The following is a 21966-nucleotide window of genomic DNA, read 5'->3' as shown; positions in this document are numbered from 1 at the left end:
ACCAGCTAAGGAGATTTCCCATGGCAGCCCCCGTTGTCAGCAGCATCGCCCCGACCTCGGGCCCCACCGGCGGCGGCACGATCGTCACCATCACCGGGACCGGCTTCACCGGCGCCATCGCCGTGGGCTTCGGCTCGGCGGACGCCACCAACATCGCCGTCGCCAGCGACACTCAGGTGATCGCGGTCACCCCGGCGGGGTCGAGCGTCGCCAATGTCACCGTGGTCACCGCCGGCGGCCGCTCGGCGATCAATCCGGCGGCGCTGTTCAGCTTTTCGGCGCCCGCGGCCACGGGCGGGGCGACGCCCTACTACATCGACCCCGCGCTCACCTCGACCATCGTCGGCAGCCTGGTGAACGTGCTGAGCGCCCAGACCTCGCCGGACGCGCTGGAGGCCCAGAACATCCTCATGCGCCGGCTGGCGCTCGAGGGCGACGTCGTCGGCTCCCGCGTGCCTCCGCCGCGCAACATCACCGAGATCGGCGGCTATCTGAACATCCTGGGCGAGCTGAAGGAGGGGGCGATGCGCGAGCAGACGCTGGCCGGCATCCTCGGCGTCGCCGGGCCCCTGCAGGCGCAGGGTTTCATCAGCAACGCCACGCCGCTGTCGATGGTCGCCCTGCCGAACGACCGGCCGGCCGGCGCCGCCCAGCCCAGTATCCCGACCAGCGCCTATGTGCGCAGCGACTTCGTCTCCGCGGTGCAGGCCGCGTTGAAGACCCTGCACGCCGCCGGCGCTACCCTGCCGCTCATCGGACCCTCGGTGATCACCCTGCCCAAGGGCGGGCCGGGCGCGGCCGTGCCGGCCAATGTGCTGGCCTATCTGGGCCGCACCCTGAACATCGCCCCGCAGACGGCGCTGGCCGCACCGGGAACCGATCCGATCGCATTGATCCGGGCGAGCGGCACGACGGATCTCTTCGCGGCCGCCGCCAATGCGATCAACCCAGCGACCACGCCGGTGACGCCCGCCAACTACGACGCCCTGCAGTGCACGGCGACCACCAAGGCCACCGTGCCCCTGGCGGCCGCCTCCTTCGTCCCGCTGGCCCCTGTCCTGGGCGCGGCCGGCTTCTACCAGGCCTCCCCGCCGCCGCAGCCGGCCAACGCGACGGACCTCGCCTGGGCGACCTTCGGCAACGTCACCGGCCTGGTCGCCGGCGAGACCCTGCTGGGCGACGAGCTCACCCTGCTGCACCGGCCGGATGCGATCGCCGCCAGCGTCTTCGCCTCGCTGCTCAACGCGGTCTGGAACGGCGCGACGTTCGTCTGAGGCGGCGCGGGCGTTCCCCAGCGCGCCAAACATCTAGCGGCACGGTCAGTGTCATTATACGGTCTCCGCTCGCTCGCCTGGAGCCGTGCGCGCCATGACCGATCCCATCGCCCTCTCCGGCGCGCCCGGGTCGCCCTACACCCGCAAGATGCTGGCGGTGCTGCGCTACCGGCGCATCCCCTACCGCTTCCTGCTGCCCTCGAGCCCGCTGCTGCGCGACCTGCCGCGGCCGAAGGTGCAGCTTCTGCCGACCTTCTACCTGCCCGACGAGGCCGGCGAACTGCAGGCGGTCACCGACTCCACCCCGCTGATCCGCCGCTTCGAGCGGGACTACGAGGGCCGCAGCCTGATCCCGTCGGACCCGGCATTGGCCTTCCTCAACGAGCTGATCGAGGACTACGCCGACGAGTGGCTGACCAAGGCCATGTTCCACTACCGCTGGGCCTATGCGCCCGACATCGCCAAGGCCGCCGCCATCCTGCCCTGCTGGCGCGGATTCAGCGTGCCCGACACCGACCTCGCGCAGGCCGGCGCCGCCTTCTCCGAACGCCAGATCGGCCGGCTCCGCTACGTCGGCTCCAACCCGGTGACCGGGCCGGTGATCGAGGCCAGCTACCGCCGCTTCCTGGCGGCGTTCGAGGACCATCTGCGGCGCTATCCCTATCTGATGGGCCAGCGGCCGGGGTCCTGCGACTTCGCGGTGTTCGGCCAGCTGACCCAGCTCGCCGAGTTCGATCCGACCCCCGCCGCGCTCGCGCTGGAGATCGCGCCTCGGGTCACCGCCTGGGTCGGGATGATGGAGGATCCGTCCGGCCTGGAACCGGCCGAGGGCGACTGGCTCGCGATGGACGCCCTTCCGCAGACCCTCACCGCCCTCCTGGCCGAGATCGGCCGGGTCTATCCGCCGGTGATGCTGGCCAACGCCGCCGCCGTGGCGGCCGGCGCGGGCGAGGTGACGGCGCAGGTCGACGGCCAAGTCTGGACCCAGCAACCCTTCCCCTACCAGGCCAAGTGCCTGGGGTGGCTGCGCCAGTCCCGCGACGCCCTGACCCCGGGCGCACGGGCGCAGGTGGACGGGGTCCTGGCTCCCGCCGGCCTTTCCGGCCTGTTCGCGTGAGCGGCGCTCCGGCCGCGACCCCCGCCGCCGATGGCCGCCGCCGGCGCGGAGAGGACAACCGCGCCCGCATCGTGGCCGCCATGCTGGAGATCATCCGCTCGGGCGAGATCGCGCCCGGCGCCGAACAGGTGGCGCAGCGCGCCGACGTCGGCCTGCGCACCGTGTTCCGGCACTTCCGGGACATGGACAGCCTCTATCGCGAGATGTCGGTGGTGATCGCCGGCGAACTCAAGGCCGTCGCCGAAACGCCGTTCCGCTCCGAAGACTCGCGTGAGCGGGTGGTCGAGCTGATCGCGCGCCGCGCCGGGGCCTTCGAGAAGATCGGGCCGTTCCTGCGGGCCTCGACGGTCTTCCGCCACCGTTCGAGATACCTGGATACCGACAACACCCGGCTGGTGGCGGCGCTGCGCGACATCCTCAAGCGCCAGCTGCCCCCGGACGTGGCGCGCGACCCGCTGAAGCTGGAGATCCTCGACCTGCTGCTGAGCTTCGAGGCCTGGTCGCGCCTGCGCCGCGACCAGGGGCTGTCCCCCAAGCGGGCGAAGGAGACCCTCGAAGCCGCCGTACGCCTGATCCTGGACTGAGCGCCTAGGCGGTGACGTCGAGGCGGCGCTGCGGCGCGGCGGCCGGGATCGCGCTGGGACCCAGCGTGCTGGCCAGCGCCGCGAGCTGTCCGCTGAAGATCACGGCGGGGGTGTCCTTGGGATGCGCCGGATCGGACTTGGCGTCGATGCCGTAGGGCCCGTCCTTGGGATGGGCCGGATCGATATGCTTCTTGGCGTAGTCAACGTCCGTGCAGTTCTTGCAGGAATAGCCGTTGACGGTGACCGGGCTCGGATAGTCGCTGCCTATGGTCATCTGTATCGCCCCGCTGCCGGACCGGTTCTGATCCTGGGAGCTTATTCGTTAAACTGAACGAAAGGGTTACAGCCGCGCTTTTTCCCGCCGCACGTCCGCGCCCGAGGCCCAGGTCGCGTGGGTGCCCGACGAGATGCGGTGCGGCAACCGGATGCGGCAGACGGGCCCGGCCTCGACATCCTTGGCGTCGATCAGCACGCATTCGGAGGCGTCGGCCGCCATGTCGGTGATGAAGCTGACGAGATAGCCGTCGTCCTCGCCGCGCGCGCCGACCCGCGGCGCGAACGGCGCCTCGGAGCCGTAGCGGTTCTCGCCGAAGTCGAGGCTCCAGGACCGGCCGCTCTCCAGGTCGTGCTTGACGATCCCGGTGAATAGGAACCAGCCCGGCTTGGCGGTGGTGGAATAGAGGTAGCGGCCCTTCTGGCCGGCGATCTGCTGGTTGAACGAGCCGAACTCCAGGATGCGGTCGTCGAGGGGGCCCTCGTTGACCGCGCCGGTCTTCAGATTGAACCGCCAGCGATAGAGCTGGGGCTTCATCGAGTGCTCGTCGAGATAGGCCATCATCTGCCCGAGCTTGGGGCCATAACCCTCCAGCGGCGGCGGTTGCGGATCGGCCTGGAAGTAGCCGTCGAGCACCACCTCGTCGCCTTCCTCATAGGCGTTCATCCAGTGCAGGACGTAGCAGGGCTTGGCCTCGAACCAGCGGATATCCTCCGGCTGGCCATAGCGCGGCACGATGGCGAACCGGGTCGGCAGGTCCTTGTAGAACCGCGCGGCGTGGTAGCCCTTCGGCAGCAGGTTCGGGTCCCAGAACAGCGGCAGGTCGGCGAAGATCGAGAACCGCTTGGTGAACGCCATGTCGTGCGGCAGCCGCGGCCCCGGCAGCGGGATCGGGATGTAGTGCTTCAGCCGGTTGTCGGGCCCCACGACGCCGTAGTGCATGTAGGGCGCCTGCTTGGAATAGTTGAAGAACAGCAGCTCGCCCGTGGCTTCGTCGACCTTCGGGTGCGCCGAGATGCCCCCGGCGGGCACCCAGCCTTCGGTCCCCTCCTGCTCCAGCGTCAGCGGATCCAGGCGATAGCCCTCGCCGCACTGGTAGAAGGTCGAGAGGATCTTGCCGGCGTGCACCACCACGTCGGTCGACGAGGAGTCCTTCAGGCTGCCCTGGGCGCCCCAGCCCGGCCGCTTGGACTGAGCCGGATGCTCGGCCAGGCCTGCCCAAAGCGCCTCGCCCGCGGCCTGCTCGGCTTCGAAGCCCTTGGTGCGGACGAAGCGGTTGCGATAGCTCGCCCGGCCGTCCTTGAACGCCATGGCGTGGATCATCCCGTCGCCGTCGAACGGGTGGTACATGCCGATCGGCGCGTGCACCGGGTTTTCGGTGTTGCGGACATAGACCCCGTCGATGTCGGTGGGGATCTCACCGATCACCTCGAGGTCGGTCGCGTCATATTCGTCGAAGTTCGGCGTCCACGCGCCGGTCATGTAGGGATGGTCGGCAGCCCCGAGGCTCGAGGCGATCCGGTTGACGAGGGTGGCCTGCATCAGGTTTTCCCGCTTTCCGCCCGATCCTATCAGACGCCGTCGCCGTGCGCCGCTTTCGGCGGCCACGGGATCAGCGCGCTGGTCCGGCGCTGGTAATCGTCATAGCCCGGCCGGGTCCTGGCCAGACGCCGCTCATAGGTCACCCCGCCGCTGAAGCGGGTCAGGATGAAGATCAGCAGCAGGGGGCCGGGCAGGGACCACAGGCCCGCCGGGGTCTCCGCGGCGATCAGGTAGAGGCCTATCCAGCTCACGATGTCGCCGAAGTAGTTGGGGTGCTGCGAATAGCGCCAGAGCCCGCTCTGCAGCACCCTGCCCTGGCTGGCCGGATCGGCCCGGAAGCGGGTCACCTGGGCGTCGGCCAGGGCCTCGAAGGCGATGCCGAAGACGCAGAACGCCGCGCCGATCCAGCCGAGCGGCCCGATCCGCGCCGGCCCGTCCCCCAGCTGTCCGAGCTGCACCGGCAGGGACACCGTCCACATCAAGGGCGCCTGCAGCAGGAACACCAGCCGCAGGGTCGCCTGGCCGTAGCCCCAGCCCCGCTCGGCCTTGGCCTTCTCCATCATCCGCACATAGCGCCGGTCGGGCCCGTGGCTGCGCCAGCGCACGAAAAGGTGCAGGCCCAGCCGCAGCGCCCAGGCGCCGCAAAGGCCGACCAGCAGATACTGCCGCGGCCGATAGCCCGAGACCTGCAGACCCGAGACCTGCAGATATGTGGCGAACCCCAGGCCGCCCATGCCCAGCGCCCACACCGAGTCGACGAAGGTCGGGTCGCGGATCGCCACCGCGATCGCCCAGCAGACCACGAACCCCGCGACGCAGAGCGCGAAATTCACCGCCAGGACCTGCAGGATATCGGGATAGAGCGGCATGGGTTCGGCCGTCTCGCTTGCGCGTCGGGAGCCTCAGCGTTCCACGCGCCGGCGCCGGGCACAAGCGGGTGGCGTGCGCGTGCGAACCGGACCAGTTTAGCCGCGCCGCCAGGGGGACGCGCCGACCATGATCATCCGGGACATCGACACGGACGCCGCCGCGGCGCACGAGATGTTCCAGTCCTTCGAGGGCATGGAGGGCCTGCCGGTCACCGCGCCCGCCGCGCGCCGGCGGCTCAGCGTCGAGGCCTTCGCCCGGTCGGTCTATCCGGGCGTCCTGGTGGCCGTGACCATCGCGCTCGCCGCCGACTGGCTCGCCAGCCACTACAAGGCGCCGGTGATGCTGTTCGCGCTCTTGTTCGGCATGACCTTCCACTTCCTGCACGAGGAAGGCCGCTGCATCGCCGGCATCGAGTTCTCCTCCAAGGCGATCCTCAGGACCGGCGTCGCCCTGCTGGGCGCCCGGATCACCGTCGAGCAGATCGTGGCGCTCGGTCCCGTGCCGATCGCCATGGTGGTGGCCGGCGTAACGACGACCGTCCTGATGGGCCTGCTGCTCGCGCGCCTGCTGGGCCAGAGCCGCAGCTTCGGCGTGCTCTCCGGCGGCTCGGTGGGCATCTGCGGCGCCTCCGCGGCCCTGGCCATCGCTTCGGTCCTGCCGAAGACCAAGGAGAGCGAGCGCGACGTGATCCTGGCGGTCGTGGTGGTGACCACGCTCTCCACCATCGCCATGATCCTCTATCCCATGCTGGTGACGGCGATCGGGCTCGACAATATGCGGGCGGGCCTCTTCCTCGGCGGCACCATCCACGACGTCGCCCAGGTGGTGGGGGCCGGCTACATCATCTCCCAGAAGACCGGCGACATCGCGACCTATGTGAAGCTGCTCAGGGTCGCCATGCTGCTGCCGGTGGTGGCGACCATCGCGCTGGTGCTGTCGCGCGGCCGCGGCGGGCGGTCCGGCGCCAAGGTGCCGCTGCCGCTGTTCCTGTTCGGCTTCGCCGCCCTGGTGGCCCTGAACAGCCTGGGCGTCCTGCCCAAGCCCGTGGTCGCCGGCGCGGGAGAGGTCTCCCGCTGGTGCCTGGTGGTGGCGATCGCCGCGCTCGGCATGAAGACCTCGTTCAAGTCGCTGATCGCCGCGGGCTGGCGGCCGGTCGCCGTCATGGGCCTAGAAACCCTCTGGATCGCCGGCCTGGTGCTGGCCGTCGTCGAATTCGCGACCTAGGCGGAGCCACTTCGCCGCCGGGAAGCCTTCGGAAAGCATTTGCCGATACCGTGTTCTGCGAAAGGTGGACGGGCGCGTGCGCGGTATGGGTTTCCAATCGATCGGGGCGAAGCTGCTGGCGGGTCTTATCGCCAGCATGACCGTGCTGCTGTTCGTCGACGCGCTGGTCACCTATTCGGCCTACCGGCGGCAGGACGAGCAGCACCGGATCGCCGACCTCGCGCTCTATGTCCAGGAGCGCACGCGCACCGAAGAGGAGCTGTTCGACACCCTGCGCGCCAAGCAGGCCGCGGCCAGCGACGCGCTGCGCCGGCGCCTCTCGGTCATGAAGCCGGGGCCGCAGATCGACCGCCAGTTCGACGCCTGGTTCCCTGAAAAGGGCGACGGAACCCGCCGCAGCCGCGACAGCCTCTATGACGGCGAGCAGACGGCGAACGGGGATTCGATCTATGGCATTGGCGCCTTCCTCGGTCAGGCCGACACCCTGACCAGCGAAGACAAGCGCGTGCTCACCGCCGCGACCCTAGTGGTCAACCGGGTGGGCGAGTCCGACATCACCAAGTTCGAGAACTTCTTCTTCCTGACCCCGAAAAACCGGCTGGTCCTGTTTGCCCCGCTGCGTCCGGAGCGCCTCGCCTTCTTCCGCAAGATAGCGCCCGCGAGCACCGACTTCGACCACAGCGACCAGGCCAAATACACCCTGCCGCAGAACGATCCGACCGAGCAGATGCGCTGCACGCCGCTCGCGCCGCTGCTTCAGGACAAGACCCAGCGGACCCTGATCTCCGGCTGTGTGAGCCCGGTCTACATCGACGGCCGCTACGCCGGGGCCTGGGGCACGACCCTGATGGCCGGCTCCTACCTGACCCAGATCCTGCGCAACACGCCGGCCGGCGCCACCAGCCTGATCGCCTCCGACAAGGGCGAGCTGGTCGCCTTCCCCGGCTTCACCAAGCCCGACGCGCTCAACCCCAAGGCCGTGGCCGCGCTGGAGAAGGCCTACGGCCTGGCCCCGCTGGTCGCCCGCATCCATGCCCAGGGCAAGTCCTCCGGCGTGGTCGAGAGCCCGGACGGCAAGATGCTGGTCGCCTACGGCCACCTCGACGGCCCGTCCTGGATCCTGCTGGTCACCTTCCCCAAGGCCAAGGTGGTGGCGGGCGTGTTCTCAGGCATCCTCTCCAACATCGCCGGCAAGGTCCTGATCGTGGCGATCGGGGCGGCGATCCTTTTCGGCATGGTGCGCCGGCTGGTGATCTCGCCGCTGCGCGCGCTGGGCGACCCCAAGGTCGTCCAGGCCGGGGCGCTCGCCCGCCGCAACGACGAGATCGGCCAGCTCGCCAGAACCCTGCGCGACGAACGCCTGCGCGGCGACGAGATCCTCGACGACCTGGAGGGCCGGGTGTTGGCGCGCACGGCCGAACTCGAGCGCGCCAACGCCGCCAAGACCGACTTCCTGGCCAATATGAGCCACGAGCTGCGCACCCCGCTCAACGGTGTGATCGCCCTCTCCGACGTCCTGGCCAAGGAGCAGACCACCGATCGCGGCCGCCAGATGGCCGAGCTGGTCGGCGCATCCGGCCGCCTTCTGGAACAGGTGCTGACCGACATCCTCGACATCTCGCGGATCGAAGCCGGGCAGCTGCCGCTCAACCGCGCGCCCTTCGACCTGTCCGGCTGCGTCGCCACCATCGCCGCGCTGCACAGGGCGAGCGCCGAAGCCAAGGGACTGGAGTTCGCCGTCGCGATCGACGAGGCCGCGGGCGGCTGGTGCGTCGGCGACGACATCCGCGTCACCCAGATCCTCTCCAACCTGCTCTCCAACGCGGTGAAGTTCACCGGCACAGGCACGGTGTCGCTGTCGGTCGTCCGCAGCGGCGAGACCGTGAGCTTCGTGGTGACCGACACCGGCGTCGGCTTCTCCGCGGAGTTCCAGGAACGGCTCTTCAGCCGCTTCGAGCAGGCCGACGGCTCCATCACCCGCCGGTTCGGCGGCTCGGGCCTCGGCCTGTCGATCTCCGGGTCGCTGGCCGAGATGATGGGCGGCCAGATCGTGGCGACCTCGGAGCCGGGCCAAGGCTCGGTCTTCACCGTCACCCTGCCGCTGGAAACCGCCGAGGCGCCGGCTCAGGCCGCCGCCGACGACGAGACCGCCCATGCCGATATCTCGACGATGAAGGTGCTGGTGGCCGAGGACCATCCCACCAACCGGGCCGTGGTCTCGCTGATCCTGGAGCCGTTCGGGGTGGAGCTCACCCTGGTCGAGGACGGCCGCCAGGCGGTGGAGGCGGTGGAGCGCGAGTCCTTCGACCTGATCCTGATGGACCTGCAGATGCCGGTGCTGGACGGCCTCAGCGCCGCGCGCGAGATCCGCGGCCTCGAGGCGGCCCTGGGGCTCGCCCGCACGCCGATCGTGGCGCTGTCGGCCAATGCGCTTCCCGAACACATCGCCGAGGCCCGCGCCGCCGGCATGGACGGCCACCTCGCCAAGCCGATGCGTCCCGACGACCTGATCGCACTCCTGACCCAGGCCTTCGAAGACAAGGCTTCCCACGCCGCCTAGCGGCGCTCGCGGTGAAGAACCAGGCGGCCTAGCGCGTGCCGTACATCCGGTCGCCGGCGTCGCCGAGGCCCGGCAGGATGTAGCCGTGATCGTTCAGCTTCTCGTCCACCGCCGCGGCCCAGATCCGCACGCCCGGATGGTGGCCCTGGAACTTGGAGATCCCCTCCGGCGAGGCGAGCAGGCAGGCCATGCGGATCTGCCGGGCCCCGGCCTCCTTCAGCCGGTCGACGGCGGCGATGGCGGTGTTGCCGGTCGCCAGCATCGGGTCGATGACGATGACCGGGCGGTCCTCCAGGTCGGCGGGCGCCTTGAAGTAATATTCCACGCACTCCAGCGTCGCCGGATCGCGGTAGAGGCCGACGTGGGCCACGCGGGCGGCGGGCACCAGCTCCAGCATCCCGTCCAGCATGCCCATGCCGGAGCGCAGGATCGGGGCGAAGACCAGCTTCTTTCCAGCCAGCTGCGGCGCCGACATCGCCTGCATCGGCGTCTCGATCTCCACCGGCTCCAGCGGCAGGTCGCGGGTGACCTCGTAGCAGATCAGCCCGCCGATCTCCTTCAGGAGCTGGCGGAAGCTCTTGATCGAGGTGTCCTTCTTCCGCATCAGCGTCAGTTTGTGCTGCACCAGCGGGTGGTCGACGATGATGACGCCCTTCATGGAACCCCTCTAGAAGACTGTGCCGTCGCTGACGACCGTGATCGGCGGGCCGCCGTCGGCGCGCAAGCCCGCCGCGATGCGCCGTCCGGCCGCCCAGGTGCCGCCCTCCAGCACGCGGGCCAGCGGGAAGGCCTCGGCGGTGACGCCCAGCCGTTCGCGCACCATAGGCGCGATCTCGTCGAGCAGCGCCACCGTCAGCGCCCGCCAGCCGACCACCAGCGGGCCGTCGACCGGATGGGCGCGGGCCGCGTCGTCCGGATCGCGCAGCGCCAGCACGCCGGCGTCCACGAACAGCCCGCCGTTGCGGTATTCGGCCAGGCCCGTCAGGCCGTCGATGTCGGTGACCGCGATCCCGGCGGCCTCTAGCGGCTCGATCAGCGAATAGGACAGCCATTGCGAGAGCTTGTGGATCGGCATGAAGCCGTCCGTGGGGTCGTCGCGCTTGATCGCCGGATGGCGCCAGCAGTCGCCCAGCGGCACGCCGCCGAGGCTGAGGCGGCCCGGCCAGATCGGCCCCAAGGCCTGCAGCAGCACCTCAAGGATCACCGGCGCCGGCAAAGCGCCATCGTCGGCGCGCGCCGCCATCAGGTCGAACAGCGCCCCCGGCCGGCCCACCGCCTCGCCCAGCTTGCGCAGCAGGGCGGCGCGGCCTTCGAGGCCCACCAGCGGGTTGTCGGCCCCGACCTGGAAGGCCTTCGCCAGGACCTCGCCGGTGACCTTCGCGAGGCCGTCGGCCCGGAGAGGATCGCCGGGATCGGCGGAGAGGTCGCCCGCCTCGAACATCCGGAACGAGGCGATCCCCAGGCCCTCCGAGCGTCCCAGCACCGCGCCGGTGGCCGCGTCGCGGTAGCGCCAGTCGGCCCCCGCGCCCGCGTCCAGCAGCACCGAGGTGATGGCGAGGTCGAAGGCCGCCCGCGCCTGGTCGTTCGGATCGGCCCAGGGCTTGTCGCGCTCGGCCCAGAGGTCGCGGCCCTCGACCGCGAAATGCCGCCAGCGGGCGTGGAAGGGCACATTGAGGTCCGGATAGGCCTCGCGCACCACCTGCGCCGTCAGGTCGGCGGCGGCTTCGAGCTTCGCCAGGTCCACGCGCCACTCGGCGACCGCGCCCGCCAGGGCCGCGGCCAGCATCTCATGGGCGCGCTCGCGCACCGCGGCGGCGGAAAGCAGGCTGCGCGCCGCGGATGCGGCGTCGGTCTTGGCGTCAGCCGTCACGTGAGGACTCTCAGAATTCCTTGAGGTCGCGGCCGACGACCTTCTTGAGGTCCGCCTTCGAGGGCTTCTTCTCGGGCGTGAAATAGCCGGCCGCCTTCTTGGCCTCCATTTCCACGGAGGCGTCCATCGGCACCAGGTCGTCGGGGATCGGCACCCGTTCGCCGATCTCGACCCCGCCCTTCACCAGGGCGTCGTACTTCATGTTGGACATCGAGACGAAGCGGTCGATCCGCCGGATGCCCAGCCAGTGGATGATGTCGGGCATCAGCTGCTGGAAGCGCGCGTCCTGCACGCCCGCCACGCATTCGGTGCGCTCGAAATAGGTCGCCGCCTGGTCGCCGCCCGGCTGGCGCTTGCGGGCGTTGTAGACCAGGAACTTGGTCACCTCCCCGAGCGCGCGGCCTTCCTTGCGGTTGTAGACGATCAGCCCCGTGCCCCCTTGCTGGGCCTGGCGCGTCGCTTCCTCGATCCCGTGCGTCAGATACGGCCGGCAGGTGCAGATGTCGGAGCCGAAGACGTCGGAGCCGTTGCACTCGTCGTGCACGCGGCAGGTGAGCGTGTAGCGCTTGTCGCCGATGTGGGCCGGGTCGCCGAACATGTAGAGGGTGATCCCGCCGATCGGGGGCAGGAACACCGAGATGTCCGGCCGGGTGACCAGCTCGGGATACATCCCGCCGGTCTGTTCGAAGAGCGTGCGGCGAAGCTGCTGCTCCTCCACCTCGAAGCGCTCGGCGATGCCGGGCAGGTACCAGACCGGGTCGATGGCGGCCTTGGTCACCGCCACGTCGCCGCTCTCGTGGATCACCTTGCCGTCGACCTTCAGCCGGCCCTTGGCGATGGCCTCGTGGATCTCCGGCAAGTCGATGCGCGCCTTGGTGACCGCGATGGTCGGGCGGATGTCGACGCCCTCGGCCAGTTCGGCGGCGAAGTCCTCGGCCACCCGGTGGCCCCAGGGGTCGAGGCTGACGATCTTGCCCGGCTCATGCCACTGGGCATGCGGGCCGATCGGCACGACCGGATAGGTGTTGTGCAGTTCGGGGCGCGTCTCGGCCGCCATGGCGCCCGACGAGATCGCCAGCGCGCGATAGATCGAATAGGCGCCGCCGTGGGCGCCCACGGCGTTACGGTCGGCGCCGGAATTGGGCGTGGCGATGACCGGGCCGCGCTCACGGGCGGTGGGCGCATTCCAATGGATGGGGAAGCGGCTGGCCGACCCGGTTCCCGGGTGCGAGGTCAGACGGATGTGGGATGTCCTGTTGGCGGACATGAGTCGCTATGAAACCTCCAGAATCGAAAAGGCCCTCCCGCCAGCTCGCCGGCGTAGGGCCTTTGAGAGAGGATGAAACACCCGCCTATGTGACTTGGCAAGCGTTACGACTTTGCTGTCGGGCGGCCGCCCCTTTGAAATGGTTGCGGTTTGCCCGCCGTGCAAGGGCGATCGGGCGCCTATGAAAAGGGCGCCGGGGCTTGACGGGCCGCCTGCGCGCGCCCTCCCCTGGACTGTGGGCGCAAGGCCCCGGCAGGCTCGACCGCAGTGATCCAGGACCTCGCCTCCGCCGCCGATGCCAACCCGCCGCTGCAGCGCGCGGCCGGGGCGGGCCGCATCGCCGTGAAGGCTGAGGCTGGGGCGACGCGCCTGGCCCGCCTCTATCAGGACGGCTGCGCCAAGATCCGTCTGCCGAGGGACCACGCGGCGCGCGGCCTGGAGGCGGTGCTGATCAACACCTCGGGCGGCCTGACCGGCGGCGACCGGATGAGCTGGCGGGTGGAGGCCGAGGCCGGCGCGGCGCTCACCGTGACCACCCAGGCCTGCGAGAAAATCTACCGCGCCCGGGACGGCCGCGCCGAGGTCGCCGTCGCCCTGAACGCCGAGGCCGGCGCGCGGATCGACTGGCTGCCGCAGGAGACCATCCTGTTCGACGGCGCGGCCCTGTCGCGCACCCTGGAGGCCGACCTGGCCGCCGGCGCCCGCCTGCTGGTCGTCGAGGCCGTGGTGCTGGGCCGCACCGCCATGGGCGAGACCGTCCGGCGCGGCGCCCTGCGCGACCGCTGGCGCATCCGCCGCGAGGGCCGCCTGGTCTTCGCGGACGACCTGCGGTTCGAGGGGCCGATTTCCGAGATCGCCGCGCGCGCCGCGACGCTCGCCGGCGGCAAGGCCTTCGCATCCCTGCTGCTGGTCGCCGACGACGCCCAGCGGTTCCTCGCGCCGCTCCGCCAGGCCATTGGCGACGCCGGCGGGGCCAGCGCCTTCGACGGCAAGCTCTTCGCCCGCATCGTCGCCGCCGACGGCCTCAGCCTGCGCCGCGCCCTCTTGCCGGCCATCGCCGCCCTGCGCGGCGGCGAACACCCACCCCGCGTCTGGCGGCTCTAGGCCATGAACCTCACTCCCCGCGAAAAGGACAAGCTGCTGGTCGCCATGGCCGCCGAGGTCGCCCGCAAACGCCTGGCGCGCGGCGTGAAGCTGAACCACCCCGAGGCCATCGCGCTGATCACCGACTTCGTGGTCGAGGGCGCCCGCGACGGCCGAACGGTCGCCGAGCTGATGGAGGCCGGCGCCCACGTCATCACCCGCGCCCAGGTCATGGAAGGCATCCCCGAGATGATCCACGACGTCCAGGTCGAGGCCACCTTCCCCGACGGGACCAAGCTGGTCACCGTCCACCACCCGATCCGCTGAGGAGCCGCCTATGAAAACCAACCTGTCCCGAGCCTTGTTCGCCGCCGCCGTGCTGGCCCCCGGGGCGGCCCTCGCCCACCCCGGAGATCATGCCGGCATGAGCGTGGCGCAGATCGCACATCACATCGTGACGTCGCCCGACCACCTGCTGGAGGTGGGCTTCCTGGTGCTGATGGTGTTCGGCGAGGGGCTCCGCATCCGCCGCAGGCTCACGCGGTGATCCCGGGCGAGGTCATCGCCGCTCCCGGCGACCTGGAGCTTAACGCCGGCGCGACGCCCCTCACCCTGCAGGTCGCCAACACCGGCGACCGGCCGATCCAGGTGGGCAGCCACTACCATTTTTTCGAGACCAATCCGGCGCTCGACTTCGACCGCGCCGCGGCCCGCGGCATGCGGCTCGACATCGCCGCCGGGACCGCCGTGCGCTTCGAGCCCGGTCAGGCGCGCGAGGTGACCCTGATCCCGTTCGGCGGCGCGCGGCGGATCTTCGGCTTCCGCCAGGCCGTCATGGGCGAGCTCTGACATGCCCGCCCGGATCGCCTGCGCCACCTACGCCGACATGTTCGGCCCCACGGCGGGCGACCGCGTGCGACTGGCCGACACCGAGCTCTTCATTGAGGTCGAGCGCGACCTCACCACCTACGGCGAGGAGGTCACCTTCGGCGGCGGCAAGGTGATCCGCGACGGCATGGGCCAGAGCCAGATGACCCGCGCCGAGGGCGCCGTCGACACGGTCATCACCAACGCCCTGATCGTCGACCACTGGGGGATCGTGAAGGCCGACGTGGGCCTGCGCGACGGGCGCATCTTCCGGATCGGCAAGGCCGGCAATCCGGACACCCAGGGCGGCGTCGATATCGTCATCGGCCCAGGGACCGAGATCATCGCCGGCGAGGGCAAGATCCTCACCGCCGGGGCCATGGACTGCCACATCCACTTCATCTGCCCCCAGCAGACCGAGGAGGCGCTGATGAGCGGCGTCACCTGCATGCTGGGCGGCGGCACCGGCCCCGCCACCGGAACCAAGGCCACCACCGCGACGCCCGGCCCCTGGCACCTGGCGCGGATGATCGAGGCCGCCGAGGCCTTCCCGATGAACATCGGCTTCTCCGGCAAGGGCAACGCCAGCCTGCCCGGCGCCCTGGTCGAGCAGGTCGCGGCCGGGGCCTGCGCGTTGAAACTCCACGAGGACTGGGGCACGACACCCGGCGCCATCGACTGTTGCCTGTCGGTCGGCGACGACCTCGACGTCCAGGTGATGATCCACACCGACACCCTGAACGAGAGCGGCTTCGTCGAGGACACCGTCGCGGCCCTGAAAGGCCGCACCATCCACGCCTTCCACACCGAAGGGGCCGGCGGCGGGCACGCGCCGGACATCATCAAGGTGGCGGGCTTGGCCAACGTCATTCCGTCGTCGACCAATCCGACCCGGCCCTACACGCGCAATACGCTCGCCGAGCACCTCGACATGCTGATGGTCTGCCACCACCTCGACCCGTCGATCCCCGAAGACGTGGCCTTCGCCGAGAGCCGCATCCGCAAGGAGACCATCGCCGCCGAGGACATCCTGCACGACCTCGGCGCCTTCTCGATCATCTCCTCCGACAGTCAGGCCATGGGCCGGGTCGGCGAGGTGCTGATCCGCACCTGGCAGACCGCCGACAAGATGAAGAAGCAGCGGGGGAGCCTCGCGGGCGACGGCGCCGCCGACAACGCCCGGGTGAAGCGCTACATCGCCAAATATACGATCAACCCGGCCATCGCCCACGGCATGAGCGCCCACATCGGCAGTGTCGAGCCGGGCAAGCGCGCCGACCTCGTCCTCTGGGATCCGGCCTTCTTCGGCGTGAAGCCCGACCTGGTGCTCCTGGGCGGCTCCATCGCCGCGGCGCCCATGGGCGATCCCAACGCCTCGATCCCGACGCCCCAGCCGGTGCACTACCGCCCGATGTTCGCGGCCTACGGCAAGTCGCTGACCCGTTCCTCGGTGACCTTCGTCTCGAAGCTGGCGGCGGAGAACGGGCTGCGCGGTCGCCTCGGCCTGGACAAGGAACTGGTCGCCGTCGAGAACGTGCGCGGCGGCATCTCCAAGGCCTCGATGATCCACAATTCCGCCACCCCCGAGATCGAGGTCGATCCGGAGACCTACGAGGTCCGCGCGGACGGCGAGCTCCTGACCTGCGAACCGGCCGAGGTGCTGCCCATGGCGCAACGGTATTTCCTGTTCTGATGATGAGCCCTCACCCGATCACCGACGTCCTGCCCGCCAAGGCCTGGAGCGGCGTGGCCATCGACCGCGTGGTGCTCGACTACGACGGCCGCCACCGCCGCCGCATCGTGCTGAAGGCGCAGTCCGGGACCGAATACCTGCTGGACCTCGCCGGCGCCACGCACCTGCGCGACGGCGACGGCCTGGTGCTGGCGGGCGGCGGCATCCTGCTCGTGGTGGCCAAGCCCGAGCCGCTGCTCGAGGTTCGCGCCGCGAACCCGCGGGCCCTGATCAAGCTCGCCTGGCACATCGGCAACCGCCACCTCGCCGCCCAGATGCACGCCGACCGCATCCTGATCCGCCGCGACCACGTCATCGCCCACATGCTGGAGCACCAGGGCGCCCAGGTTCGCGAGGTCGAGGAAGCGTTCGATCCCGAAGGCGGCGCCTATCAGGATCATGCGCAGGACCATGACCCGGCCGATCACCATCATGACCACTGAGGCCCACCTCCTGCGCCTGATGACCTGGCTCTCCCCGGCCTTTCCGGTGGGCGCGTTCAGCTATTCGCATGGGCTGGAGACCGTCATCCGCGACGGGACGATCGCCGACGCCGACGCCCTGTCGGCCTGGATCTCCGGCCTGATCGAGCACGGCGGCGGCTGGACCGACGCGGTGCTGTTCAAGGCCGCCTGGGACGCCGCCGCCGCCCGCGACCCGGCAGGGCTGGCCGAGGTGGTGGCGCTGGCCGAGGCGCTGGCGCCTTCGTTGGAACGCCGCCGCGAGACGCTCAGCCAGGGCGAAGCCTTCCTGATCGCCGCCCGCGCCTGGGGCCAGCCGGTGCTGAACGGCGCCGTCGCCTATCCGGTCGCGGTGGGCGCCGCCACGGCCACCGTCCAGATCCCGCTGGAGACCGCGCTGACCGCCTGGCTGCATGCCTTCGCCGCCAATTTGGTCAGCGTCGCCGTCCGCGCCGTGCCGCTGGGCCAGACCGCCGGGGTCGCCGTGATCGCCGAGCTGGAGCCGCTGATCCTGGCCGCCGCCGCCCGCGCCGCGGCCTCGACCCTGGCCGACCTCGGCGCCGCGGCGCTCTCATCCGACATCGCCGCCATGCGGCACGAAACCCTCGAGGTAAGGCTCTTCATCTCATGAGCAGCCGCAACGGCCCCTTGCGCGTCGGCATCGGCGGCCCGGTGGGCTCCGGCAAGACCACGCTGGTCGAAAAGCTCTGCAAGCAGATGCGCGAGCGCTGGAGCGTCGCGGTGGTCACCAACGACATCTATACCCAGGAAGACGCCCTGATCCTCAACCGCCTGCAGGCGCTCCCCGAGGACCGTATCCTCGGCGTCGAGACCGGCGGCTGCCCGCACACCGCCATCCGCGAGGACGCCTCGATCAACCTGGCCGCCATCGCCGAGATGAACCGGCGCCACCCGGACCTCGACGTGATCTTCATCGAGAGCGGCGGCGACAACCTGGCGGCCACCTTCTCGCCGGACCTCGCCGACCTGACGATCTATGTGATCAGCGTCTGCCAGGGCGAGAAGATCCCCCGCAAGGGCGGGCCGGCGATCAGCCGCTCCGACCTCCTGGTGATCAACAAGACCGACCTCGCGCCGCACGTGGGCGCGGACCTTTCCGTGATGCGCAGCGACACGGCCAAGGCCCGCGGCGAGCGGCCCTACGTCTTCACCGACCTGACGCGGCTGGTCGGCGTGGGCGAGGTGGCGCGGTTCATAGCCGCCGCCGGCGGCCTGCCGGCGCCGCTCAGCGAGGTGGCCTAGGCCGCGGCCCCGACGTCGACCAAGGCGGCGGTGGCGGCCTCGATCATCGCCTCGCGGTCCTCGGGCGCGACCTCGAGGAACAGCAGGCCCCGGCCGAAGATGAAGGTGTAGAGCAGCGCGCCGCGGGCCTCGGCCTCGATCTTGGAAAATCCCAGCCGTTCGTAGAGCGCCGCCACGCTGGCCAGCCGCACGGCGTCGACCCGGGCGACCGCCGCGGCGGCCCCGGCGTCGGAGCGCGCCCACTGCCGGATCGCCAGCTCGATCGACAGCCCTTCGGGGTTCAGCCGCGCGGAGAACAGGCGGATCAGCGCGCGCAGCCGCCCGCGCGCCGTCTCTTCGCCCAGCTGCGTCTGCCGCTGGATCGCCTGCAGCCGTCCCGCCACCCAGGACTCCAGCATGGTGTCGAGCAGGGCGCGCCGGTCGCGGTAGCGGCGGTAGAAGCCGCCCTTGGTGACGCCGAGCCGCTGGGCCACCACCTCCACCCGCACGCCGTCGACGCCGCCTTCGGCCAGCACGTCGAGCGCGGCGGCCACCCAGTCCTGCGATCCGTCATCGCTCATCGGCACTCTCCAACGCAACTATTGATACGGTACCGTATTGCGTCAGGAATGGAAGTGCGATACGGTGCCGTATCAACATTCAGCGGACTGCGCTTCGGACGCGGCTCGCCCATGGGAAAAGACAAGGACGATGACGGAACTCCTGACCTATCGCGGCACGGTCTACACGTGGCACTGCGACCACCTCGGGCACATGAACAACATGTGGTACGCGGGCAAGTTCGACGAGGCGAGCTGGAACCTGCTCGTGCAGATCGGCATGACGCCGACCTATCTGCGCGAGTCCAAGCGCGGCCTGGCCACCGTCGAACAGCTCACCACCTTCAAGCACGAGCTCCTGGCCGGCGACAGCATCGAGGTGCGCTCCCAAGTGGTCGAGGTGCGCGAGCGGGTGATGCGGCTCGTCCACGCCATGTACAACATCGAGACCGGCGAGGTCTGCGCCACCTGCGCGATCACCGCGGTCCACATGGATATGACGCTGCGCAAGGCCACGCCGATCCCCGACCTCCAGCGGCGGATGGCCCAGGACATGCTCGAGCCGATCAGCGTCGCGGCCTAGGTCGCGAGCTTGCCCACGACCCGCAGGCGGCTCACCCCGCCGTCCGGGTAGATGTTCAGGCGCACGAACTTCAGCGGCCCGAGCTCGGCGAGTTCGTCGCGGAACACATGGACGTGGTCGGCGGAGAGCTTCACCTCCGGCAACAGCACCGGCCAGGCCTGCGCCTGTTGCGCGATCTCCTCCGGCGAGCCGTGCGCCCGGCGCGAGGCCTGGATCGAGCAGCGGTCGGGGTAGTTGCCCTTGAAGTGGGCGGTGTCGACGGTGACCTCCTCGATGCGGCCGAAGGCGCCCAGCTCCAGCACCGCCCAGTCGTGGCCGGGCTCGCGGCGGCGGCGGGTCTCCCAGCCATCGCCCATGTTCACGCCCCGGCCCGGGGCGGTCAGGTTGGCCACCGCGCCATAGTGCTCGTCGTTGGCGATAATCCCACGGCCGCCGTTCTCCACCGCCAGCAGGTCGACAGCCTTGCCGGACTTCACCTTGGTCCAGTCCGGCAGCACCCGGCCCCAGACCCGCAGCCGCGCCACCCCGCCATCGGGATAGATGTGCAGCCGCACATGGGTCACCGGCTCGCGGTGATCGATCGGAAACCAGGCTCGGTCATCGCCCTTCAGGTCCAGGCGGTGCGTCACGACGGTCCAGGCGGCGTCCTCGTCCGGGACGATCTCGTCGGAGCGGCAGACCTCGAGCTGGGCGCCCGGCGGGTAGTTGCCCGTGAAGTGACGGGTGTCGACCTCGAAGCCGGCCACCTCCCCCGGCGCCCCGAGCTTCACCACGCACCAGTCGTGGCCGGCGACGCGCTTGCGGCGGCTCTCCCAGCCGTCCATCCACTTGCCGTTGTCGTCGTACTTGCCCGGGATGAAGACCGGCGGCTCGGGCGAGATCAGCCGGGCCTTGTCGGCGAAGAAGTCGTCGGTGGCGTAGACCACCTCCGACCCCAGCCGCGGCTGGGCCAGGTCCACATAGCGGCGGCGAAGGTCGTCGAACACGGCAGGCGCTCTCTTCAGGTCAGGTCGGCGAGCCGGAAGCTCGCGATGCGGTGGATCTGGGCGATGGCGGTCGCGAACTCGGCTTCGGGGTCGTTGGCCAACCGCGCCTCGAACGCCGCCAGGATATCGGTCCGCGTCAGCCCCTTCACCGCCACGATGAAGGGAAAGCCGAAGCGGGCGTTGTAGGCGCCGTTCAGGCGCTGGAACGCCTCGAACTCGGCGGGCGAGCACTGATCGAGGCCGGCGCCGGACTGTTCCTGCACCGAGGCCTCGGCCATCCGCGCGCGGCTCGCGAGCTCCGGGTGGGCGCGGATCAGCGCCAGCTGCATCTCGCGCGGCGCGGCGTCGACCTCCACGCGCAGGGCTCGCGCCAGAGCGGGCGGCTCGTCGAGCCGGCCCGCCTCCACCGCCGGCCAGACCCCCTCCGCCACCCAGGGCGAGGCCTCATAGACCGGGCCGAACCGCGCCAGGAATTCGGCGTGCGACAGCGAGCTAGGGCGCATAGGGATGCCGTTCGCGCCAATGCCTGGCGATCTCGATCCGGCGGCAGAACCAGACATCCTTGTGGCCCTGGGCGTAGCGGATGAACCGCTCGAGGCCCGCGAGCTTGCCGGGCCGTCCGGCCAGCCGGCAGTGCAGGCCCACCGACAGCATCTTCGGCCGCTCTTCCCCCTCGGCGTAGAGCACGTCGAAGGCGTCCTTCAGGTAGCTGAAGAACTGCTCGCCGGTCGCCAGCCCGCCGCCGGAGAAGCGCATGTCGTTGGCCTCCAGGGTGTAGGGCACGATGAGCTGCGGCCGTCCCGCGGCGGTCGTCCAGAACGGAAGGTCGTCGGAATAGTCGTCGGCGTCGTAGAGGAAGCCGCCCTGCTCGGCCACGAGGCGCCGCGTGTTGGGGCTGGTCCGCCCGGTGTACCACCCGTAGGGCCGCTCGCCGGTCAACCGCTTGTGGACCTCGATGGCGCGGAACATGTGCTCGCGCTCAACCTGCTCGGGCACGTCCTGGTAGTTGATCCAGCGCCAGCCGTGCGAGGCGATCTCGTGCCCGGCCTCCAGGAAGGCGTCGACCACGGCCGGGTTGCGCTCCATCGCCATGGCCACGCCGAACACTGTCGCCGGCACGCCGCAGCGCGCGAACAGCCTCAGGAGTCGCCAGACCCCGGCGCGGGCGCCGTATTCGTAGACCTGCTCCATGCTCATGTGCCGCGCGCCGACCACCGGCGCGGGATTGGTCAGGTCGGAGAGGAACGTCTCGGACTGGGCGTCGCCGTGCAGCACGCTCATCTCCCCGCCCTCCTCGTAGTTGAGGACAAGCTGCACCGCGATCCGCGCGCCACCCGGCCAGTCGGCGTGCGGCGGCTCGCGGCCATAGCCGGTCAGGTCGCGGGGATAGGGGTCTCTGGGCATCTCTGACCGCATAGCAGGCTTGGGACTGCGTGCAGCCTCGCAGGACCGCCAAAGAGTTGCAATTCAGGGGGCTTGGACCGACTCTGGGCGGCTGGCGATCACGGAAGTTGCTGCAAGAGCGAGAATGAGCGGCCTCACCACCCACGTCCTGGACACCGCCCATGGCAAGCCCGCCGCGGGGGTGGCGTTGCGCCTGATCCGGGGAACGGCGCTGCTGACGAGCGCGGTCACCAACGCCGACGGCCGCTGCGATTCGCCTCTGCTGACCGCCAAGACCCTGCAGGCCGGCGCCTACCGCCTGGAGTTCGACGTCGGCGCCTACTATCGCGGGCTGGGCCTCGATCTCGCCAACCCGGCCTTCCTGGAGACCGTCGCCATCGAGTTCGGCGTCGAGGATCCCCGGGCGCACTACCATGTGCCTCTGCTGGTCAGCCCGTTCGGCTACTCCACCTATCGCGGCAGCTGA

The 21966-nt window shown here is 70.3% G+C and carries 25 protein-coding genes; 15 read left to right on the top strand and 10 right to left on the bottom strand.

Annotation, left to right across the window (positions count from 1 at the left end):
- The first annotated feature begins 20 nt into the window (after positions 1–20).
- From ACESMY_RS10345 to ACESMY_RS10335, 3 genes are all read left to right on the top strand, one after another.
- Positions 21–1274: an IPT/TIG domain-containing protein gene (locus ACESMY_RS10345; protein WP_372784504.1), complete on the top strand. Its 1254-nt coding sequence runs from the start codon at positions 21–23 to the stop codon at positions 1272–1274.
- Between the two features lie 94 nt (positions 1275–1368).
- Positions 1369–2391: a glutathione S-transferase N-terminal domain-containing protein gene (locus ACESMY_RS10340; protein ID WP_372784503.1), complete on the top strand. Its 1023-nt coding sequence runs from the start codon at positions 1369–1371 to the stop codon at positions 2389–2391.
- Positions 2388–2975, top strand: a complete 588-nt coding sequence (locus ACESMY_RS10335) for a TetR/AcrR family transcriptional regulator (protein WP_372784502.1) — start codon at positions 2388–2390, stop codon at positions 2973–2975. Before ACESMY_RS10340 ends, ACESMY_RS10335 begins: the two co-directional genes overlap by 4 nt.
- A 4-nt stretch (positions 2976–2979) precedes the next feature.
- Here ACESMY_RS10335 and ACESMY_RS10330 read toward each other — a convergent pair whose 3' ends face one another.
- The 3 genes from ACESMY_RS10330 to ACESMY_RS10320 form a co-directional block, all read right to left on the bottom strand.
- Positions 2980–3249 carry a hypothetical protein gene (locus ACESMY_RS10330; protein WP_372784501.1) on the bottom strand — a complete coding sequence of 90 codons (270 nt, stop codon included), beginning with the start codon at positions 3247–3249 and terminating at the stop codon, positions 2980–2982.
- A 66-nt stretch (positions 3250–3315) separates the two neighbouring features.
- Entirely contained in the window at positions 3316–4791 is a 1476-nt protein-coding gene (locus ACESMY_RS10325) for a carotenoid oxygenase family protein (protein WP_372784500.1), read from the bottom strand.
- Between the two features lie 29 nt (positions 4792–4820).
- Positions 4821–5660 carry a DUF1295 domain-containing protein gene (locus ACESMY_RS10320; protein WP_372784499.1) on the bottom strand — a complete coding sequence of 280 codons (840 nt, stop codon included), beginning with the start codon at positions 5658–5660 and terminating at the stop codon, positions 4821–4823.
- Positions 5661–5787: 127 nt separating this feature from the next.
- Here ACESMY_RS10320 and ACESMY_RS10315 point away from each other — a divergent pair, with 127 nt between their 5' ends.
- Both ACESMY_RS10315 and ACESMY_RS10310 read left to right on the top strand, forming a co-directional pair.
- Positions 5788–6885 carry a YeiH family protein gene (locus tag ACESMY_RS10315; RefSeq protein ID WP_372784498.1) on the top strand — a complete coding sequence of 366 codons (1098 nt, stop codon included), beginning with the start codon at positions 5788–5790 and terminating at the stop codon, positions 6883–6885.
- 85 nt (positions 6886–6970) lie between these two features.
- Positions 6971–9445, top strand: coding sequence for an ATP-binding protein (locus ACESMY_RS10310; RefSeq protein ID WP_372784497.1), 2475 nt, complete (start codon positions 6971–6973; stop codon positions 9443–9445).
- Positions 9446–9473: 28 nt separating this feature from the next.
- Here the strand turns inward: ACESMY_RS10310 and upp are convergent, their stop codons facing one another.
- The 3 genes from upp to ACESMY_RS10295 are packed head-to-tail and all read right to left on the bottom strand — an operon-like array spanning position 9474 to position 12582.
- Positions 9474–10103 carry a uracil phosphoribosyltransferase gene (upp, locus tag ACESMY_RS10305; protein ID WP_372784496.1) on the bottom strand — a complete coding sequence of 210 codons (630 nt, stop codon included), beginning with the start codon at positions 10101–10103 and terminating at the stop codon, positions 9474–9476.
- Between the two features lie 9 nt (positions 10104–10112).
- Positions 10113–11315, bottom strand: a complete 1203-nt coding sequence (locus tag ACESMY_RS10300) for a DUF1688 family protein (RefSeq protein ID WP_372784495.1) — start codon at positions 11313–11315, stop codon at positions 10113–10115.
- 10 nt (positions 11316–11325) lie between these two features.
- Positions 11326–12582, bottom strand: a complete 1257-nt coding sequence (locus tag ACESMY_RS10295) for a GTP cyclohydrolase II (protein WP_372784494.1) — start codon at positions 12580–12582, stop codon at positions 11326–11328.
- Between the two features lie 267 nt (positions 12583–12849).
- Between ACESMY_RS10295 and ACESMY_RS10290 the strand changes: the two genes are divergently transcribed.
- From ACESMY_RS10290 to ureG, 8 genes are read left to right on the top strand one after another with little or no spacing between them, the layout of a single operon-like run.
- Positions 12850–13686: an urease accessory protein UreD gene (locus ACESMY_RS10290; protein WP_372784493.1), complete on the top strand. Its 837-nt coding sequence runs from the start codon at positions 12850–12852 to the stop codon at positions 13684–13686.
- 3 nt (positions 13687–13689) lie between these two features.
- Positions 13690–13992: an urease subunit gamma gene (locus ACESMY_RS10285; protein ID WP_372784492.1), complete on the top strand. Its 303-nt coding sequence runs from the start codon at positions 13690–13692 to the stop codon at positions 13990–13992.
- Positions 13993–14002: 10 nt separating this feature from the next.
- On the top strand, positions 14003–14212 hold the full coding sequence (locus ACESMY_RS10280) for a hypothetical protein (protein WP_372784491.1): 210 nt from the start codon (positions 14003–14005) through the stop codon (positions 14210–14212).
- On the top strand, positions 14209–14514 hold the full coding sequence (locus tag ACESMY_RS10275; protein ID WP_372784490.1) for an urease subunit beta: 306 nt from the start codon (positions 14209–14211) through the stop codon (positions 14512–14514). The genes ACESMY_RS10280 and ACESMY_RS10275 overlap by 4 nt, the downstream gene beginning before the upstream one ends.
- 1 nt (position 14515) lies before the next feature.
- Complete coding sequence (ureC, locus tag ACESMY_RS10270; RefSeq protein ID WP_372784489.1) at positions 14516–16225, top strand: urease subunit alpha; 1710 nt, start codon at positions 14516–14518, stop codon at positions 16223–16225.
- Entirely contained in the window at positions 16225–16707 is a 483-nt protein-coding gene (locus ACESMY_RS10265) for an urease accessory protein UreE (protein WP_372784488.1), read from the top strand. Before ureC ends, ACESMY_RS10265 begins: the two co-directional genes overlap by 1 nt.
- Positions 16676–17356, top strand: coding sequence for an urease accessory protein UreF (locus ACESMY_RS10260; protein WP_372784487.1), 681 nt, complete (start codon positions 16676–16678; stop codon positions 17354–17356). Before ACESMY_RS10265 ends, ACESMY_RS10260 begins: the two co-directional genes overlap by 32 nt.
- Positions 17353–17988: an urease accessory protein UreG gene (gene ureG / locus ACESMY_RS10255; RefSeq protein ID WP_372784486.1), complete on the top strand. Its 636-nt coding sequence runs from the start codon at positions 17353–17355 to the stop codon at positions 17986–17988. Before ACESMY_RS10260 ends, ureG begins: the two co-directional genes overlap by 4 nt.
- Here the strand turns inward: ureG and ACESMY_RS10250 are convergent.
- On the bottom strand, positions 17985–18548 hold the full coding sequence (locus ACESMY_RS10250) for a TetR/AcrR family transcriptional regulator (RefSeq protein ID WP_372784485.1): 564 nt from the start codon (positions 18546–18548) through the stop codon (positions 17985–17987). The two genes, ureG and ACESMY_RS10250, sit on opposite strands and share 4 nt — an antisense overlap.
- Before the next feature lie 130 nt (positions 18549–18678).
- On the opposite strand from ACESMY_RS10250, the gene ACESMY_RS10245 reads away from it, so the two are divergent.
- Complete coding sequence (locus ACESMY_RS10245) at positions 18679–19110, top strand: acyl-CoA thioesterase (RefSeq protein ID WP_372784484.1); 432 nt, start codon at positions 18679–18681, stop codon at positions 19108–19110.
- On the opposite strand, the gene alc is transcribed toward ACESMY_RS10245, so the two are convergent.
- The 3 genes from alc to puuE are packed head-to-tail and all read right to left on the bottom strand — an operon-like array spanning position 19107 to position 21500.
- Complete coding sequence (gene alc, locus ACESMY_RS10240; protein ID WP_372784483.1) at positions 19107–20096, bottom strand: allantoicase; 990 nt, start codon at positions 20094–20096, stop codon at positions 19107–19109. The genes ACESMY_RS10245 and alc overlap by 4 nt on opposite strands.
- Positions 20097–20110: 14 nt before the next feature.
- Positions 20111–20599, bottom strand: coding sequence for a 2-oxo-4-hydroxy-4-carboxy-5-ureidoimidazoline decarboxylase (uraD, locus tag ACESMY_RS10235; protein WP_372784482.1), 489 nt, complete (start codon positions 20597–20599; stop codon positions 20111–20113).
- Positions 20589–21500: an allantoinase PuuE gene (gene puuE, locus ACESMY_RS10230; RefSeq protein ID WP_372784481.1), complete on the bottom strand. Its 912-nt coding sequence runs from the start codon at positions 21498–21500 to the stop codon at positions 20589–20591. Before puuE ends, uraD begins: the two co-directional genes overlap by 11 nt.
- Positions 21501–21624: 124 nt before the next feature.
- On the opposite strand from puuE, the gene uraH reads away from it, so the two are divergent.
- Positions 21625–21966, top strand: a complete 342-nt coding sequence (gene uraH / locus ACESMY_RS10225) for a hydroxyisourate hydrolase (protein ID WP_372784480.1) — start codon at positions 21625–21627, stop codon at positions 21964–21966.

It is taken from the genome of Phenylobacterium sp., assembly GCF_041691455.1.
Lineage (GTDB): Bacteria > Pseudomonadota > Alphaproteobacteria > Caulobacterales > Caulobacteraceae > Phenylobacterium.
Note: the sequence above shows the minus strand (reverse complement) of the source record. Positions and strands in the feature narration are given on the sequence as shown.

Bases quoted from the DNA above. Each gene is read 5' to 3' on its own strand.
- ACESMY_RS10345 (WP_372784504.1), top strand. From the start codon at position 21: ATGGCAGCCCCCGTTGTCAGCAGCATCGCCCCGACCTCGGGCCCCACC.
- ACESMY_RS10280 (WP_372784491.1), top strand. From the start codon at position 14,003: ATGAAAACCAACCTGTCCCGAGCCTTGTTCGCCGCCGCCGTGCTGGCC.
- upp (WP_372784496.1), bottom strand. From the start codon at position 10,103: ATGAAGGGCGTCATCATCGTCGACCACCCGCTGGTGCAGCACAAACTG.
- ACESMY_RS10265 (WP_372784488.1), top strand. From the start codon at position 16,225: ATGATGAGCCCTCACCCGATCACCGACGTCCTGCCCGCCAAGGCCTGG.
- ACESMY_RS10260 (WP_372784487.1), top strand. From the start codon at position 16,676: ATGACCCGGCCGATCACCATCATGACCACTGAGGCCCACCTCCTGCGC.
- ACESMY_RS10330 (WP_372784501.1), bottom strand. From the start codon at position 3,249: ATGACCATAGGCAGCGACTATCCGAGCCCGGTCACCGTCAACGGCTAT.
- ureC (WP_372784489.1), top strand. From the start codon at position 14,516: ATGCCCGCCCGGATCGCCTGCGCCACCTACGCCGACATGTTCGGCCCC.
- uraH (WP_372784480.1), top strand. From the start codon at position 21,625: ATGAGCGGCCTCACCACCCACGTCCTGGACACCGCCCATGGCAAGCCC.
- ACESMY_RS10250 (WP_372784485.1), bottom strand. From the start codon at position 18,548: ATGAGCGATGACGGATCGCAGGACTGGGTGGCCGCCGCGCTCGACGTG.
- puuE (WP_372784481.1), bottom strand. From the start codon at position 21,500: ATGCCCAGAGACCCCTATCCCCGCGACCTGACCGGCTATGGCCGCGAG.
- ACESMY_RS10315 (WP_372784498.1), top strand. From the start codon at position 5,788: ATGATCATCCGGGACATCGACACGGACGCCGCCGCGGCGCACGAGATG.
- ACESMY_RS10285 (WP_372784492.1), top strand. From the start codon at position 13,690: ATGAACCTCACTCCCCGCGAAAAGGACAAGCTGCTGGTCGCCATGGCC.
- uraD (WP_372784482.1), bottom strand. From the start codon at position 20,599: ATGCGCCCTAGCTCGCTGTCGCACGCCGAATTCCTGGCGCGGTTCGGC.
- ACESMY_RS10325 (WP_372784500.1), bottom strand. From the start codon at position 4,791: ATGCAGGCCACCCTCGTCAACCGGATCGCCTCGAGCCTCGGGGCTGCC.
- ACESMY_RS10245 (WP_372784484.1), top strand. From the start codon at position 18,679: ATGACGGAACTCCTGACCTATCGCGGCACGGTCTACACGTGGCACTGC.
- ACESMY_RS10320 (WP_372784499.1), bottom strand. From the start codon at position 5,660: ATGCCGCTCTATCCCGATATCCTGCAGGTCCTGGCGGTGAATTTCGCG.
- ACESMY_RS10340 (WP_372784503.1), top strand. From the start codon at position 1,369: ATGACCGATCCCATCGCCCTCTCCGGCGCGCCCGGGTCGCCCTACACC.
- ACESMY_RS10310 (WP_372784497.1), top strand. From the start codon at position 6,971: ATGGGTTTCCAATCGATCGGGGCGAAGCTGCTGGCGGGTCTTATCGCC.
- ureG (WP_372784486.1), top strand. From the start codon at position 17,353: ATGAGCAGCCGCAACGGCCCCTTGCGCGTCGGCATCGGCGGCCCGGTG.
- ACESMY_RS10295 (WP_372784494.1), bottom strand. From the start codon at position 12,582: ATGTCCGCCAACAGGACATCCCACATCCGTCTGACCTCGCACCCGGGA.